11 protein-coding genes are annotated in these 16894 nt (G+C 51.2%); 2 read left to right on the top strand and 9 right to left on the bottom strand.

The genetic code is table 11. The features are described from left to right. Positions 1 to 145: 145 nt before the first annotated feature. Positions 146 to 1513 carry an IS66 family transposase gene (locus IPM39_19270; GenBank protein ID MBK8988175.1) on the bottom strand — a complete coding sequence of 456 codons (1368 nt, stop codon included), beginning with the start codon at positions 1511 to 1513 and terminating at the stop codon, positions 146 to 148. 201 nt (positions 1514 to 1714) lie between these two features. Here IPM39_19270 and IPM39_19265 point away from each other — a divergent pair, with 201 nt between their 5' ends. Together IPM39_19265 and IPM39_19260 are read left to right on the top strand one after the other, a co-directional pair. Then, positions 1715 to 4321 (top strand): SUMF1/EgtB/PvdO family nonheme iron enzyme, encoded by a 2607-nt coding sequence (locus IPM39_19265; protein MBK8988174.1) that lies wholly within the window; start codon positions 1715 to 1717, stop codon positions 4319 to 4321. Positions 4322 to 4440: 119 nt separating this feature from the next. Then, the gene (locus tag IPM39_19260; GenBank protein MBK8988173.1) at positions 4441 to 7659 is read left to right on the top strand and encodes an SUMF1/EgtB/PvdO family nonheme iron enzyme; all 3219 of its coding nucleotides are present in this window, start codon (positions 4441 to 4443) and stop codon (positions 7657 to 7659) included. Between the two features lie 210 nt (positions 7660 to 7869). Here the strand turns inward: IPM39_19260 and IPM39_19255 are convergent, their stop codons facing one another. From IPM39_19255 to IPM39_19220, 8 genes are all read right to left on the bottom strand, one after another. After that, entirely contained in the window at positions 7870 to 9468 is a 1599-nt protein-coding gene (locus IPM39_19255; GenBank protein MBK8988172.1) for a radical SAM protein, read from the bottom strand. Between the two features lie 51 nt (positions 9469 to 9519). Then, entirely contained in the window at positions 9520 to 10122 is a 603-nt protein-coding gene (locus tag IPM39_19250; protein MBK8988171.1) for a hypothetical protein, read from the bottom strand. 185 nt (positions 10123 to 10307) lie between these two features. Beyond that, positions 10308 to 12017: a hypothetical protein gene (locus tag IPM39_19245; protein MBK8988170.1), complete on the bottom strand. Its 1710-nt coding sequence runs from the start codon at positions 12015 to 12017 to the stop codon at positions 10308 to 10310. Between the two features lie 53 nt (positions 12018 to 12070). Then, positions 12071 to 12556: a hypothetical protein gene (locus IPM39_19240; protein ID MBK8988169.1), complete on the bottom strand. Its 486-nt coding sequence runs from the start codon at positions 12554 to 12556 to the stop codon at positions 12071 to 12073. An 18-nt stretch (positions 12557 to 12574) separates the two neighbouring features. Further along, positions 12575 to 13078 (bottom strand): GNAT family N-acetyltransferase, encoded by a 504-nt coding sequence (locus IPM39_19235; protein MBK8988168.1) that lies wholly within the window; start codon positions 13076 to 13078, stop codon positions 12575 to 12577. A gap of 51 nt (positions 13079 to 13129) precedes the next feature. Beyond that, a complete protein-coding gene (locus tag IPM39_19230) occupies positions 13130 to 15184 on the bottom strand; it encodes a tetratricopeptide repeat protein (protein MBK8988167.1) in 2055 nt (684 codons plus the stop codon). Between the two features lie 89 nt (positions 15185 to 15273). Further along, positions 15274 to 16239 (bottom strand): ATP-binding protein, encoded by a 966-nt coding sequence (locus IPM39_19225; protein ID MBK8988166.1) that lies wholly within the window; start codon positions 16237 to 16239, stop codon positions 15274 to 15276. Between the two features lie 167 nt (positions 16240 to 16406). Further along, the coding region (locus tag IPM39_19220) for a hypothetical protein (GenBank protein MBK8988165.1) at positions 16407 to 16894 on the bottom strand (488 nt) is incomplete at its 5' end.

Below are 16894 nucleotides of genomic sequence, written 5' to 3'. Positions count from 1 at the left end.
GGGGGATTGAGAAGGGGGAACGGCCGTTGCCTGTAAAAGGAAACGGTCGTTTCTCATTCAAACCGTAGTTTTCGCTGCGACGTTAATCACATCTTTTGCCAATGGTCTGGCTAGATGTTGTTGTCGCCAGGTTAATGAATTGTAACTATACAGGTGTGAGTTGAGGCATGAGAACATCATCGTCAAACAGAGACCCTAAAGCTTCCCATACATTGAGACCCTGTTTACGAATCGTGGAAATATAGGTGCGCAGCGAACAGAATTGTTCAGCGCCTTCCCAACTGCGAAAAGAGCCTGAGATTTTCTGCTGCACCTTCATCATTCTGATGTCTCGTTCAGCCAAGTTGTTATCAAACGGCACCTTAAAATCATGGACAAAACGTAAGATAGCCTCCTGCTGCTTGTCAAATCGTTCCACCAAATTACGCGCCTTTGTTTTTTTGCGCCGCCTCGTTTGACAGGGGCGGATGTTCATCGGGTAACGGGTTTTCTCTAAACCGAAGGCAACAATGGTGTCATACACCTGGTGGATTCGTTGCAGTTGCTCGACTGACAATTCGGTTTCACCTGCCTGATAGGCTTCGGCAACCAATTGTTTGGCCGCTAACAAACAGACAATCATGAGGGCTGCCCATTGCTGTTGGTCATTCTCAACCAGAGCCGTCAACTCGCGCAAATGATGCGCATTGCACAAGGCATGAAGCAACAATTGGTACTGGAAATAGGTCGCCCAGTTATCGTGAACAAGGGCGCCGGTGAATTCAGGCAGAATGCCAATGGCGTCGGTAGCCTTTTTGCCCCGACTTTGATGCGGTTCATAGTAGGTTAATTCTGAAGCCTTTTTGACGGCTTCTTTAATGGCTTCTGTCGCTGGCTTCACATTTTCTGCGGCGGTCTCTAAAAAGTTTTGCAATGAACCAGTGGAAATGGGCAATTCAAACAAGTCGGCCAACATCTGTCGCTCTCGTTCATACGGGATGAACTGCTCATTGCGCAGATAAACTGACAACCGCTTGACTTGCGAACCATACTGCACCGGATTGCTCACATCCGCTGGAAATTCACCTGTTGTTGCTTCACCACAACAGGGACATATGAGGGTTTCGGCTTGGTGTTCGATGGTCACATAGCGCAGAGGCGGTAATTCAAAGACCTGCCGTTTGGTAACTTTACTGGCTGCAATTTCTTCGGGCAATGGGGCTTGGCAATGGCTACATTGGGCTGGACGGTGCGATTCAATGAGATCTGGTTTTGGATTGAACTCAAGCGTATGCCCTTCATGTCCTTCCTGTCCACCAGCTTTGCGCTCTGTTTGTGGCCGTAGACTTTTGGGCTTAGGCTTTTGTCGGCCTTTATCGTGGCTGGACGGCCAACTGGAGTTGTGGCTATTTTGACCAAGCAACTCGGCTAAATGCTTGATTTGAGCCTCAGCAACGGTCAACTTTTCGCGGAGTTCTTGGACTTCTCGCTTAAGTTGCTTGTTTTCTGCTCGCAGTTGTTGTACTTCGTCCATGCTTATCATTTATACCACAGGTTTTAGACCTGTATAGTTACAATGAATTTTTGTAAGAGAAGTTATTGCCTTCATACGCATCGTCGCTTGCTCATAGAGCTTTGAGCAATCCCAACCCTCATCGAACAAAAGTGGTGACAGACCGCCCGCAATGTGCCACAATAAGACAATCAGCTATATCGCCAGAAGGGAGAAGCGCCGATGAGCCAGCACAAGAACACCTACCTGACCGACCACGCCACCGCGCGTGACTTGTTGCACTATGGGGATTTCCAGAACGCCCTCGACGACATCATTTGCCACGCCGACACCCCCCTGACAGTGGGCGTCTTTGGGCCGTGGGGCAGCGGCAAGACCAGCCTGATGCAGATGTTGCACCAGAAGCTAGAGAAAGAAGGGCTGGCGATGCGACGCACCGTCTGGTTTACCGCCTGGAAATACGACCGGCAGGATGCCCTGTGGCGCGCCTTCATCTTGCGCGTCCTGGATGCCCTGTACCCCCGCGAAAACGAACCGCAGGACCGGCCGCGCGTCGAGCGCCCGGTGCTACAAAACCCAGGCCCCCGCGAAGCGCGCCTGATTACTCTGCTCAACCGGCTGGAAGAGAGCGTCTACCAGGCGGTAGATTGGGAAGAAATCGGGCCGCGCGCCATCAACTGGTGGCAGTTCATCAGCAACACCGGCAAAGCGGGGGCGGAGGTGGCGGCCAACATGGGCAGCGGCGGACTGTTCGGGACGTTTAAGAAGGCGCTGGGCGGAGAAGATACGCCGGTCGAGGAAATCCAGAGGGCAGCCGAGGCAATCAGCCGCGAGACGCGGAGTTACCACCGCCGCCAGTTGCAGCACATGGAAGAGTTCGAGGCGACGTTCCGGGAGGCGGTCAGCCTGCTGGACGAAAAGGGACGCGGCCGTCTTGTCGTTTTTGTCGACGACCTCGACCGCTGCCTGCCGGAGAAAGCGCTGGAAGTGCTGGAGGCCATCAAGCTGTTTCTGGAAGCGCCAGGCGTTATTTTTGTCCTGGGGATGGACCAGGACGTGATCCGTCAGGGCATCGAGGCGCGTTACGCCGCTGCCTTCCGCCGCCAGGGCAAAGAGGGGGAACGCCTGGAACTGCCGATTCAAGGCGACAGCTACCTGCAAAAGATTGTGCAAATCCCCTTCCACCTGCCGGCGCTGGCGGTAGACGACGTGGCCGGTTTCATCCGCGACCTGAACCCTGGGTTGTCGGAGCGGACGCAGGCGGTGCTGGCGCGCGGCGTCTACCCCAACCCGCGTCAGGTGAAACGGACGCTCAACATTTTGCGCCTGCTGCGCGGCATTGCCCAGAGCCGGTTAGGGTCAGACGGTGACGTGGTCATAGCCGAGCCGCTGCTGGCTAAAACGGTGATTATCCAATCCCAATACCCCCAGCTGTACCAGTTGTGGCGGCAGTATCCGACGTTGGTGCAAACGCTGGAGGCGGCTTACGCCCAGCGCCCGACTAGCGACGAGGAAGTGCTGATGGGCATTCGACAGGCGGGCAAGCGCCAACCGGTCGCGCCGGACGTTTCGGCCGAAACGCCGGACACGCCGTTGGCGGCCGAGGTATCCGCGCCGGGGCGGGATGGCGCGTTGGGTGAGTACCTGAACAACCGCGGCCGCTATGCCTTGCTGGAACGGCTGCTGACCTACCCGCCGGAGAGTGAGGCCGGCCGGGGCGCAGAGCGCGCTCGTTTCAGCGGCCTGACGCGGCCGCAGGTGGAAGTGTACGTGCGCCTGGCCGGGGCGGTGGAGAGTGACCCAGTACCGGTGGACGTGCCAACCGACCTGATGGGCGGGCTGCTCAGCGGTGACGTGGTGAAGATAGGGGATGCGGTGGGGCTGTTGCAGACGAAAGAGGCGGAGTCTGGCGGTCCGCTGCATCAGGCGGCGCGGCAGCAGTTGGTGACAATCCTCAGTGACCCGCAGCAGCCGACCCCACAGCGCCTCAGCGCTGGGGATGCCCTGGGCCACTTGGGCGACCCGCGCTTTCATGATGCCGGCGGCTTCTTTTTGCCCAACGATAACCTGTTGGGCTTTGTCGAGATTCCTGCCGGGCAGTTCCGTATGGGCAGCGACCCGGAGCAAGACCCGCAGGCAGAAAAAGAAGAGCAGCCGCAGCACTCGCTGCACCTGGAGAGTTTCTACATGGCCCGTTACCCGGTGACGGTGGCGCAGTACCGGCTGTTTGTGGAAAAAAGCGGCTATAAACCGGCCAACCAAGACAGCACCAAGGGGCTGGTTAACCATCCGGTGAGATATGTCACCTGGCGCGACGCCATTGCCTACTGTGAATGGCTGACGGATGCGCTGCGCCAATGGAAGCCGATGCCGACCGCATTGCGCCTAAACAACGGCTGGTCGGTGACACTGCCCAGCGAGGCGGAGTGGGAGAAGGCGGCGCGGGGCACAGACGCCCGCCTCTACCCCTGGGGTAATGAATGGGATGCGGACAAGGCTAACCACAAGGGTACAGGGTTGGACAATACCAGCGCCGTGGGCTGTTTTCCCGGCGGGGACAGCGCCTTCGGGCCGCTGGATATGAGCGGCAATGTGTGGGAGTGGACGCGCAGTTTGTGGAAAGGGTACGAGTACAATCCCAAAGACGGCCGTGAGAAAGTCAAGGGGGTTCAAGATGACGATCTGTTTGTGCTGCGTGGTGGTTCAGCCTGGAATCAAGCCAAACACATGCGCTGCGCGTCCCGCGGCAGGAACGACATTCTCGGCGGCCGCAGGATCGTCGGTTTTCGTGTGTGCGTTTCCCCATTTCTCTCCCACTCTGGACGATGAACCCTCTGAACTGTGTTACTCTGAAGTAGGCGGCGATAGCCGCCGCTCTGAACTCTGGCGGCGCAGCCGCCCTGCGCCGGTAGGCGCGAACTGGCAACTTGACGAATAGGGGCAAGAAAATGATAGATTCCGAAAATCACAGCAACCTGCGCCAGCAAATCCACGCCAGCCTGCGGCAGTGGCGGGCGCGGTTGAACCACCTGGGCAGCGATTCCCTCTATCTTTTCCTCTCGGCAGCGGCTTTTGCGCCAGCGGCCATGGCCGTGGCCCAGGGGCAACCGGCTGGCATCGAACTTATGATGTTACTCGGCGGTCTGGGCGGCAACCTGCTTGCCAACGTGGTGCAGAAATTCCGCGACGCTCCCGACGAAGCGGCAGCGATGGCTTTGTTGCAAGAGGCGCTGGCGCAGACGCCCGCCCTGCAAGCGGAGCTGGACGCCTTGCTGACAAAGCTGGAGGTGTTCACCACCGCTCAGGAGGAACTGCCGGAGTCTCAGCGCGCCTGGTTCGCCGAGACGCTGCGCACCGAACTGGAGCAGCGCGGCAACTGGCCGCAGTTTCAGGCGGCGTTCATGGCCGTCGGACCGGGGGCGCAGGCGATAGACAACCGGGGCGGCCTGATCATCCAACAAGGTAATCAGAGCGTCATCCACATCATCCAGCAGGCCGGTGCGCCGGAGCCGGAACGAGAGGCACTTCGAGGGCAAATCGGTCGCTATCTGGCCTGGGTGCAGGACAAATACGGTACCATTGAGCTGCGGGGTATCAAGCGGGAAGGGCAGCAGGTGATGCAGTTGGCCCTGGAGACGGTCTACGTGCCGCTGGCGGCGACCCTCTACCGGCGACAGGCGATGGGCAGCCAGCGTGACGAGATGTCCATGGAAGTGGAAAAGCCGATAGACATCGCCATGCAGCAGTTGTTGGGACTGGACCACCGTCTCATCGTCACCGGTGGGCCGGGCTGTGGCAAGACGACGGTGCTGCTGCATATCGCCTGGGCGCTGGCGCAGGCGTTGGCCGGCGATGACGCGGCGCTGGCCGAACGGCAGTTGGGCTTGCGCGGGGCGCTGCCGCTGCCCATCTTCATCCCGCTCAGCACTTATGCCCTCTACCTGCGCGAACTGCCCCGTGCCAGTGACCCGCAGAAGCGAACCCTGGCCGCCTACATTTCCCATTACCTGATCGAAAGCCAGGCCGGCTTTGATTTACCCCCTGACTTCTTCCAGCAGTTGCTGCGTCAGGGCGAGGCGGTGATTCTACTCCTGGATGGCCTGGACGAAGTGCCCAACGAGGCGGAACGGGTGAGGGTACGCCGGGCGATTGAAGACCTGGTGACTGGCCGGGAGACCATGCGTGTGGTTGTCACCTGCCGCACGGCCGCTTACCAGGGGCGCACGGCCCTGGGCAAAAATTTCCGCGAGGTGAAGGTCAAGCCGCTGGCTGCGGAACATATTGAGGCGCTTGTGACGCAGGCGTACCGCCACATCTACCGCACTGACCCGCTGGCGCAAGTAAAAAAGAGCGCCGAACTGCTGGCGGGCATTGACCACCTGGAATCTGAACGGCGGCGGTTGGGCGAAGACGTTCCGCGGCTGGTGGATAGCCCGTTGATGGTGCGCTTGCTGCTTATCGTCCATTACAGCGAGCGGCGGCGGCTGCCGGAACAGCGCGCCGAATTATATATGAAGGCCACCGACGCCATGCTGCTGCCCGATTACGCTCCCGATGAGGATGTGAGCGAGCAGATAGGGCGGGCCGTGGGCGGCAGCATGGAGACCCACCGTGACCTGATGCAGCATCTGGCCTTCCACATGCACCAGAAAGGGGAGAAACAAGGGCGAGAAATTAGTGAAGATGGGCTGCGGGAGATGATGGCCCAAGAGCCACTGTACGCGGGGATGGTGGACGACCTGATCACCCTGACACGGATGCGCGGCACGCTGCTGGAAGAGCGGATGGGGATGTACCGCTTTTTGCACCTGGCCTTCCAGGAGTATCTGGCGGCGCGCTACCTGGCGGAGATTGTGCGCGGGGTGGGGGGTGTGGCCGCCATCGCCGAGTTTCTGGAGCAGGGGCCGCTGTTGGACAGTTGGTGGCGGGAAGTGGCGCTGCTGACGCCGGGCTACCTGATGGTGACATCGGCGCCGACGGCGCAACTGTTGTTGCAGCGGCTGGCAGGGTTGGACAAGGAAGCTGAGGCGCGACAACTGACAGCCGAGATGGAACTGGCGACGGTGGAGATAGCGGCGACCGCGTTTTGGGAGTGGGGTGTGCCCCGACCGGAGCTGCAAGAGGCCATTAGCCAGAAGTTGGCCGGGTTGCTGGCTGACCAGGAGCGGGCGAGCCAGAGCAAGCCGCCACAGCGGGCGGCTGGGGGCGTGGCCCTGGCGCGGTTGGGCGACCCGCGCCAGGAGGTGATGGACGTAGACGCGATGCAGTTCTGCTACGTGCCGCCTGGCCCCTTCTGGATGGGCAGTGACGAGGGGCGTGACAACGAAAAGCCGCAGCACTGGGTGGAGATGCCCCATCCTTACTGGCTGAGCCGCTTCCCGGTGACGAATGCACAGTATACTCAATTCATAAAGGAAGATGGTTACATGACAGAGCGGTACTGGAAGGAAGCAAAGGCGCTTGGAGTATGGAGGCGGGGTAAGGTCAAGGGACTACTAAAGAACGAGATGCGCAACCAACCGGTGGAGGCCAACCACCCCTTTGATTTGCCGAACCATCCGGTAGTCGGTGTGACTTGGCATGAGGCGCTGGCCTACACTCGCTGGTTGATGGAGCGGTGGAGAGATTGGCTACCACATACATCGCAGGAATGGGGTGTGCGGTTGCCGACGGAAGCGGAGTGGGAGAAGGGGGCGCGGGGCGGCGTACAAATTCCAGAGCAGGCAGTGATTCAGCCTATCATCAAACTGCGCGATTCTGTGGTTGCGACTGTTCCGTTGCAACAAAACCCGCGAAACCAGACAGCCTATATCTGGGGTAATGCCCCAGATGACAACCGGGCAAACTCTAGTGAAAGCGGTATTGGTAGTAGCAGCGCTGTTGGCTGTTTTCCTGGCGGTGCATCTCCTTATGGACTGGAAGAGATGGCGGGTAATGTATGGGAATGGACGGCTAGCCAATTGAAAGATTCCGAAAATGATGTTGGCAAAAGTATGGAAGTTGTGTATACATCAGACGGTTTTCGCGTTTTGCGGGGAGGTTCGTTTATTGACAAGAACGGTGATGCACGCTGTTCGTATCGCTATGGGCTTGATCCTCTGAACGTTTATTGGTACTTTGGTTTTCGAGTAAGCATTTCCCTATTCCCTGTCAACTTTCTACAATAACACAAATAGTGTCCATCTCTTATCTCGATGCGTAATCGTTAGAAACGCTGTTAGATTTTCGGAGGTGATTATACACAGGTTAAGAACTTGGAGATGTGACTTGTTTAGTCACCCTGTTTACTTATCAAAAACAGCAGAGATGTTCTCGTGGTCAGGCAAGGAACCTAAACGGTATTTGTAAGAAAAACCTTGTGACAAGCTACCAGAATCTTATTGAAGTAGCCCGCTGTACTTGAGTAGTCGAAGCCCCTCTAAACGTAAGACTTCAGGAAAAAGCGTTTTGTAAATACGGCAATTAGGAGATCTCAGATCATATCGGCCTGTCACCCGATATGTCAAGGCTGGACAGCCACCAGCGCACCAGGTTTGCCACTCGCAGGTTCGACAACCTTCCTTCTCCGAGAAGGGTAAATTTTGAATACCGATCTGGTCTAATTGGATGAGTTGGAGTGGATCATCATCTGTAATGGCGGCAACGACCTCATCCAAGGCCATATGGCATTTAGCTACTCCTCCCTTGTGATTGATAACCATGTAGGATTGACCAACACCACAAGTACGTTCGTGCGAATTATCCAGATGGGCTAAATCAAGCACATTGCCCAGTAGACTATATGGGGGCAGATTGGTTTCAATAACTCTAAAAGCATTTAACATTGCTTCAACAATTTGGTCTTCCTCGTAAGCTAAATCGAACAAAGAGGTTGTACAAGCGTTGTCGCGGAAAAAGTTTAAGGTAAACGGGAGGTTCCTTTGTAAGACATAGGCCACGACGTCTGGCAAGCCCACCAAATTACGCTGTGAAATTGTGATTGAGATTGATGGTATGAATTGATGCTTGGACAGACGATTTAACGTACGTTCTACATGTTCAAAAGATCCGTGACCATTGACAAACGGCCGTTGCCCATCATGATACTCACCTATCCCATCCAGGGAAATCATCAATCGTAAACCAGCCTCTTTCAAGGCTACAATCATCCGATCACTGATCGCAACCCCGTTGCTCAACACAACCCCATCCAGTTCAAGACCATGCACAATGGCTAACTGCAGGGCATGGTGATGCAAAGCCAACACGGTGGGAAAATTGAGTGTGGCTTCCCCTCCAGCATATTTCAGCTTGACTCTCTTAAGGTTTTGTTTGATGGTTGATCGGAAAACTGCCTCAATTGCCTGGTATCCTTTTTCTAACGCCATTTTGTCCGGCGTCTTGTCTATATAACAGTAATCGCAACGCAAATTACAATCATTGGTGACGTGCAGCCAGGCGGTGAGACTGTTTGCAACTGATTGGGAGAGGGTGGCAACGGTCGTTACCGGTCTTAACAGGCCAGTTTGTATCAGGTGGTCTACAGCCGCTTTCGCTTTAGCTTTGTGGGGCGCAGCTTGTAGCCCGGCTGCTACTGATTGTGGCGTCTGAAATTGTTGCAACAAGAAATAGGCGTCATCGTTTACCACTGCCATCCCCCCACCTTGCCCTTGTATATCAAAGCAAAGGTGATAGGTGGGGGATAACGACCGTGTATAACCAGTCCACTGAACGGCCGTTTGTTGATCAACAATCGGTGGGCAAGGGCTTAACGAAGGGGATGGCGCGGCGCAGGCGCAATTAGATTCAAAAAGGCGTTCAGCGGGTGTGGAACAGGCGCAATCAGATTCTAGAAAATTCAAAAGATGAGACCGACTGTCATTTTCTGGGAAACGGCCGTTTGCTGCGCTTCTCTTTCCCTTGGGTGTTTCTCTTGCATCATCAAAAATAGTTCGCGCTGTTATAATCACGTAATTACTTGCCAGGTGTGATTTCATTTTCCCTTCCTGATGCCCTCTATCTCTTCCCTTCCTGATGCCCTCTATCTCTTATGTAAATCCTACGAACAAGTGCAGCAGATCCTCAGTGGATTTATTCCACTCATTGGCGACTTGCTCAACTTGCTGATGCAACGCTTCTTCTGTAACGCGGGTTTGTTGCAATAGACGTTTGATCATACTTTGACGGGGATCGTACGAAGGAATGCCAGGCCAATAATGATAAAAACAATAGGCCGCTTTTATCAAATGAGTTATCCCCTGCACAGAATTACTGTGGGATTGCTCTAGTAACCACATCCCCTGTTGTAGATGTGCCTTACCCAAGACCAACCAATAAGCCTCCCCGCTTGGCCAGTTGGGCGCCAACTCGTTACTTACTTCTTGTCGTTGCGAGATTACCTGCAAACCATATCGCAATTGTAAACTCGATTCCTTTGTATTCCCCCACTCAGCGTAGAGTTGTGCCAGATCATCATAAGTATCTACCAGTTGCCAGTGCAGGCCATGGCTTTGGGCTACCGCCACCGCCTTACTTTGGAATGTAAGGCTTGAGTGATAATTGGTTTGCGCTTGAACCCAATCCTGGTTTTTTCGGCAGAAATTTGCCCAATCGCCATACAAGCTGCCTAATTCATTGTACGCTTCCCACAATCGTAGTGGTTCATGAACTTCATCGGCTGATGGCGAAGGGATGCTGTCGAAAATATCTATAGCGTGTAACAGATAAGACTCCGCTTCTTCAAAAATTTCATTGACTCGCTCTGCGGTTATCCCCTCTTCCTTCTGGCAAAAATTTTCTGCTTTGCGGCGTAAAATAAAGCCGAGCGCATTACAGGCTAACCCAATTCCGCGATGAGCTTCAATTTCACTGAATTTATCCCACGCCAGCTTACATTCGCGTTCTCCCCAATCAAAATCCCCTGCATTGCGTAAATTAAGCCACGTGTATTGTGGCTTAAGGCAACCGGGTAGATTTGTCCCACTTGTTGACGCAACTTTAATCCAAGATCGGCATGATTTTTAGCTTGCGAATAATCTCCTAATACTGCTAACAAAAAGGCAAGATTGTTCAATGTATCAGCCTGTTCATCAGACAGATCAAAAGACGCAAAGCAGTCCAGCGCTAACCGATAAGCATTTACTGCCGCGCCATAATGACCATATATCCATTCCAGGTAAGCCAAAACATTATAGGCGCGCCCCAGAACTTTTTGCCGCAACCATGCCGGCGCAATATGCTCGTGGCATTTTTGAAGCAGGCAGATGGCTTGGACCAAAATTGCACGCGTTTCTTGTTCCGATGCGCCTGTATAGGCTAACGCTTCACCATAGTAGGTCAACAAATGACCCCATAAGAAGTCATTATCTATATCAAAAATAATAGCAGCCTCTTCGTTCAGTTGGTTTGTTTTACCGACATTGGCCGGGTTGATGGCAAATGCGGCATATGGACCAAACTGGAGTATATTAGCTGCCACCTGAACCGCTTGTTGATACTGGCCCTGGATCAACAAGCGTTTAATCCAGCGAACACCACTATCTCGTTCAATTTCCGATTCAGTCAATACTGGTTTATTAGGCATCGGTTTATTGACCGACGAGTGCAAAAAACGAAGCAGTTCGTCACGTAATTGCAAATCCAGTCCAATCTCACTCCCTTTGATAGCCGATTCGCTCCAACGCAAATAACTCTCATAAAACGCGGTATGGGCATCGTATTGCAGTTCGTAATACAGCAAGTTGACGGTAGCAGCCACCCAGTCGGCCCGATTTTCCCGTAATGCCGCCTGATGATCACGATGATAATTCACCAGATGTTCTTGCCACTGCATTAGTTGTGGCCAGGAATGTTCAGCGGCGTCAAACAATTCATACAGAACATCATGTAAGAAAAGCGCAGTAGCCTCGTGGTTTTGTCGGGTTTTGATAATACTTAAACCGCCTAATCGCTGTAGCCATTCTTCACAAATTTCGTATGACCACTCAGGTTCCAAGTAATGTAACAAATCAACTGTTAAACCTTTGCGTGCAAGCGCCAAAAAAAAGAGCGGGCGCGTCGCCTCGTTGTCATAATCAAATATCTGCTGAATGATCGCTTTTTCCCATCGCTCAGGGTCTCTTGGCAAATTGGCAAATAGGCCGCCCCCGGATTCTATATGTAACAGAACCTCAGCCAGGATTGCCAGTTGCACTGGCAATCCTTTGGTAACATGCCACAGGTGGTCAGCGTGTGCTTGAACCTGGCTTGCAAAAGGTGAAGGATGCTGCTGCAAGAACTTCGCCAAGAGCATTTGACTGTCTGCCCGGCTCAAACCAGCCAACTCTATCTCTTCAAAACCGCCCGGTATCTGTTGATTTATTTGGCCCAAATGACTTGAGAGATGGGGTTGTGAGCGACCGGCTAATAAAATGACTGTGTTTGGCAATATGCCACAATGCTGCACCAGCCAATCATATCCTTCTACTGGATAAGCCTGATTAAGCTGACACAAGGTTTGAATCAGGTCAGACTCCCGTTGCAATGTCTCCAGGGTGTCAAAACGCAATACCAGCCGAACTGATTTCGCCAGTTCCGCATAATCGTCCAGAAACCGAGCGTTTAAATTCCCCGTTCAACATTGAGACTTTGGCTGGCTATTCCTTGACGACGACGACGATCAAATTGGGAACAGGCTTCCCGATACTGGACAAAATGTTTCTCAGTAGGGTCTAAAGCCTGTACGATCGCATTTTGGATGGCCGAAACACTGTGTAAATCGGCGTGATACAAGTCAATAATTTGCCCATACCGCAGTGATCGGCTGCGCTTCGCCTGGCGAAAAATACGTTCTGATTCTTGTAACAGGCGTGTTTTTCCACTTCCTCCAGGCCCATTAAAATAAACCACCCTCGACTGAGTTTCTCGTGCGGCAACAGCCGCAGAAATGACCCGTTGCTCATTATCGCGATCTATCATCTCCACTGGCGCCACAAAAGGGTGGACTAACTGCCTTTGTCGCTGCGACCATTTCTGCTTTATCTGCGGGGATAATTGCTTCAGGATATATTCCAGAAACAACTCAAGAAAGACTTCCAATAAAATCATTGTCCAGCACCCAGAGGATTAGAGGAATAGAGCCATCTGTAGCAAGTCAATATATTCGTTGCCGGTTTTGATTTGTCGTTTCAGGCAGCCCTCTTGCTGAAAACCAAACCGTTCATAGAGGCGAATGGCTAATAAGTTGGAGGCAAAGACAACAAGCATGATTTTCTCCACCTTGTTGATCCGTGCCCATCCCAAGGCTTCCGTCATCAGACGTGTGCCAATACCTAAACGACGATAAGGCTTCAGGATAAACAGGCCTAAATCGGATACATGCTCATACAAGGTGTACTCTTCACCGGTAAACAAGCGCAGTGAGCCAGCAAATTGTTGGTCCCATTCGGCCACCAGGGACAAGTGGTTTGAGTTGGTTTTGGGTTGGTACAACAGTTGGTGCCATTTTTCGGAAAGAACAAACCTGGTGACGTAAAATGCCCCTCCTTCTACGCAAATCTGATTGATACCATCGGCAATCTTTTCCGCGTCGGCTGAATCCGCTCGCCTAATAATGAGTTTCTGCGACACAAGAGACCCTCAGGGAGTATTATTTCCTAATACACAACTAAATCGTTTGGCCTACATGCCCAGCGTATTATCAATTGTATTGATCAATCTACGTAAATTGAAACCAGTTTCTGCTTCGACTTGTCCTACCGTCTCTCGGGCTAATTCTGGCGGTACTTTTAAGGAATCAAGCCGTTTAGTAAACGTGGATAACATTTTGCTCAGATGGGCTGATTGTGGTCCATAACGCTGGAAATAAGCAAAGGAAAGCGCTTGATAACGTACTAATAACTCCATAGACGCAAAACGCTCTAAACCAAATGTCACTTCACGATATTCAAGTTTCTTCGCTTCCCATTCACTTCGTTGCAGATATAGTTTTCCTAAAGATTGCCAATAAGTAAGGCCTGACTGGGGCAACGATCTGGTTTTTTTGGCTGGCTGATGTTTCATGAACTGAAATTCCGCAGGAACTAGATGGTTTTCAATCTTTAACAAATGCTTCTCAGCCTTCTTGAAAAATTGTCCGGCCTCCTCTTCTTTGCCCATTCGCTTTAATAATCTTGCATAATCATGATACACTTGGGCTAAATCATCATACGAATCAGTCGTTTGAAACTTGAGACCTTTACTAACAGCGATGTCTAGTGACTTTTCTTGGGCAGCGATGGCCTGATTGTAATAATCAGATAAGACGGACTCGTTCTCCTCGATATTCAGCGCTAAATACGCCCGGTCACAATAAAGGCTCCCTAGCTCATTCAACCCTTCCCACAGGCGAATCGGTTCATTAACCCAAGTCCGATTTGCTTTGTCTGTCCAAGAATGCAAAGACTCGTCTTTTGGATTACTAAAGACAGTAATAGCGCGCTCCAAATACGCTTTGGCTTGCGCAAAATCTGATACAGCCCGTGTTTTCGTGGAAATCAACGCCCCACGTTTCCACTGCTCTCCTCTGCGCCTTAACGAAAACCCCAGCGCTAAACAAGCTAAACCAATTCCCCTTAGTTCACCGATATCTTCACAGATGGCTAAGGCCTGCTGACACTCCTGAATGCCAACCTCAAAATCACCTTTCATGGCATAAATCAAACCACGAGTATTACGGCTCAGGGCTATGGTATACCGCTTACTTTGATCTAACCTTTCACGAATCTCAATCGCCTGTTCAATCTGGTAAATAGCTGTATCTGCTTCACCCATTAGCGCTAATAGATAAGCAAGGTTGGTTAATGTATTTGCGCGTTCATCCGCTAAATCTATTTGCCGAAAATAACCTAAGGCGTGGCGATAATCATCATATGCCTGCCCGTAGCGGCCATGATACCTATGAAAATAACCACGATTATTATACGCTTTGCCCAGAATTTGCTGTTCCAACCATATGTCATCATCTACGTCGTCTGACGTCATTTCTCCGCTTTGGTGACCATTAGGCAGCAAGGTAAACACTTCATTCAACTTATCTAAAACAAATTGCTCGTCAGTATTAACAATGTAAAGTAATGCTTCACTCCACGCTGTTAACAATCCGGCTTTATAGATAGGATCATCGGCGGTAACCCAATTAAAGAGATAGTCCTGACTGTGATACACATTTTGAGCCGCTTTATGCGCTAACTGGAAATCACCTCGGGCTAGATGCCTTTTCACCCAACGGACAGCACAATCCCGGTGAATCCTCTTCGCATCAACTCGGGTTGCCACACCACTATCGTAAAAAGGAGATTGTTCATCAAAGGCATACCGATTGTAAAAACGCAAAACCTCGTCCCGTAATCGCATGTCAAAACCAGTCTCATGCTTTTTTATCGCTTCTTCATCCCAACGAACATAGTAACGAACATAAGCTACATCATGTTCACATTGCAGCGCATAATAAAGCAGCGCCAGTTTTATATCTTCAATTTCATGTGTTGATAGTTTTTCCTGGCTGTCTGTATCCAAATATTTTTGATAAGCGAGATCTAGGTTTTTCTGGTAGTAATCCTTCAATGGCTTGAAAAATTCAGGACGATAACGAGGGTCTCCTAGAAAGTAACGATCAAATAAATCATACAATTCGTCATGCAAAAACAGTCGCGTCTTATCGCCTTGGTATGTTTTGGTTACTATAAGATTGCTCATCCTTTTCAGGATTTCTTCTGGAGCGGGATCCTGGTCCTGTTGTTGGCCCCACAAGTGACGCAACAGTTCTGCATCAGCCCTTTACGAGCTTAGTAACAAAACCGAACAGCAGGACCTATTGGCATGGGTAGGCCCATCAATCGCTCAACAAGCTCCTTGTCGATGTCTTCTTTTGGCAAACGAATATTGACGGGCTGCTCGTACCGAAATAAATCAACAAGTATAGCAAGACGAATTGGTTTGCCCTCAGATACAGGGTAAATATCAGGCGGGTTATCAGAATAAAAGATTGGGTTAAGTTGCTCTGGGTATTGTTGGCACATCAGCTGGATGAATTCTTTACATTCTTTTTCATCTAGCGATGGCAAAACAAATGGTTCAAAATGACAATCAGATTTGCTGAAGATAATTTGAAATTCTTCTTCGACACTACGGGGTTGATTATCCTCTATGGCGTGGTGTTCGACTATTGGACGAGGGCGACCTGCGAAGATCGTGACGGAGTTTTTCAGTTGTGGAATGACTTCAAGTAGCCAATTCTTAATGACTGTATTGACATCATCTACCAGGCAAGTCGTTTGCACACTGTCGTGTTCATATTGCAGTAATTCCAATGTATCAAATCGGAGAATGATGCGCTGGTGGTTGGAAATCTGGTTGTACTCTTGAATGAAAGCCTTATCTAATTCAGCGCGCATCTCTTCCAAGGCTGCGCCGCCCTTACCAAACTCCCGTTTTTCTTCAAACTCAAGTCTTTTCTGGTTGTAATTGAGAAATTTCTTGTTGCCTAAACCTTTGACGATTGCCTGACGTAATCCACTGGGGCTGTGGTTGCTTTGATGGTATAGATCAATAATAGGGGGGATCAGAACTGGTTTTTGAATCCGCTCAACTTCTTCGAGCAATCGGGTTTTCCCCATCCCACCGCCAGCCACAAAATACAGAATACGTTGCGATCCCTTATCATTAATCGCCTGTTTGATAGCGGAAATCTCGCTTTTACGCCCAACAATCTTAGGTGTTTTAGGTGAAAGCAGGGGATTCTCAGTTGTCATGTTGCTGTGTTCCTCCACAATGAAATACGGCCGAGCAGGAACGTATTAAACTGGCACAAAAACAGCGATATTGAGTAAAGGCAATAAAATAGTTTAGTTAGATGATTACGTCTATTTGACCATTTCTGTCCAAATTCTTTCTGCCTGATTACGCCAATCGCCAGGCACTAGATCATATAACTCTTTGTCATACTCTGTATCTTTGTCGTGCGGTTCCAGTTGTTCCCTATGACCAGTTTTCCTCTGTTTCCATGGCTAGCCATTTCTAAGGTTTGCTTAAATTTCTCATCCAGTTCATGTCTGAGAGTTTTTATTTGCCAGAGGTTTGCCAGATGAAACCACGCTTCTAAAATAAAATCTTCACTGGTTATTTTGTGTTCATTTGCCCATTCTAGATACAGGGTAAAAGCATTTCGGTGCGACTGGATGAAAAGATCAGGCTCAGCCAGAAATCTTTGCTGATTAATCACTCGGCGTGCAATGTAATCAGTTGTATAAGCGCGACGATCCTTATTCCACCAGACAATTTCTGTCTGATCGAGATCACGTAAAATACGAAGATAATCCCCATCAGCCCAATCTTGATACTTCTCGTCATCCTCTTTTTTAAGCATAAAACGCAATGCTTCCATACGGTAGGCCCGCAAAGGAATAA

The sequence above is a fragment of the Candidatus Leptovillus gracilis genome (assembly GCA_016716065.1).
Classification (GTDB): Bacteria; Chloroflexota; Anaerolineae; order Promineifilales; family Promineifilaceae; genus Leptovillus; species Leptovillus gracilis.
The sequence above is the reverse complement of the archived record's forward strand: the minus strand, read 5'-3'. Positions and strand labels throughout refer to the sequence as shown.